This window comes from Halomonas sp. ND22Bw, assembly GCF_003011945.1.
Taxonomy (GTDB): Bacteria; Pseudomonadota; Gammaproteobacteria; order Pseudomonadales; family Halomonadaceae; genus Halomonas; species Halomonas halophila.
On record NZ_PXWD01000365.1, the window covers coordinates 1 to 354 of the forward strand.

A 354-nucleotide genomic window follows, 5' to 3' on the forward strand; every position below is an offset into this window, starting at 1 on the left:
AAGTATTGTCTGCATCCTCGGTCAACTGGAGGGCGATCTTTGATCCATAGGCTTCCACGCCTACCGTGTGGACCTCTCCGTCGTGGTAAGGTTTTGGGATGTCGAACGTGAAGCCGTGATCGGTCGAGCCGATCAGACCTGAAAGGTCCGGGCGCGGTAGATTGGCTATTTTCGTCTCTACTGCCTGGCCGTCGATCACCAGTGATACCGCAATGGCGCTCTTGTCGCCGGGCGCCTTGGCCCACCCTTTGACCTTGCCCGAAGCTACGCCGTCGAAAAAGCCTGTCGCCATAATGCATTCCTTGGGCGCATCTTTGGTGCGCTGATAAGCCAATTCCGAGATGAAACTATCCC

The 354-nt window shown here is 56.2% G+C and carries 1 protein-coding gene; it reads right to left on the minus strand.

Annotated elements, in window-relative coordinates; translation table 11 throughout:
• Positions 1-354, minus strand: a 354-nt coding sequence (locus tag CVH10_RS25825) for a hypothetical protein (RefSeq protein WP_219924809.1), incomplete at both ends; no start/stop codon positions are given.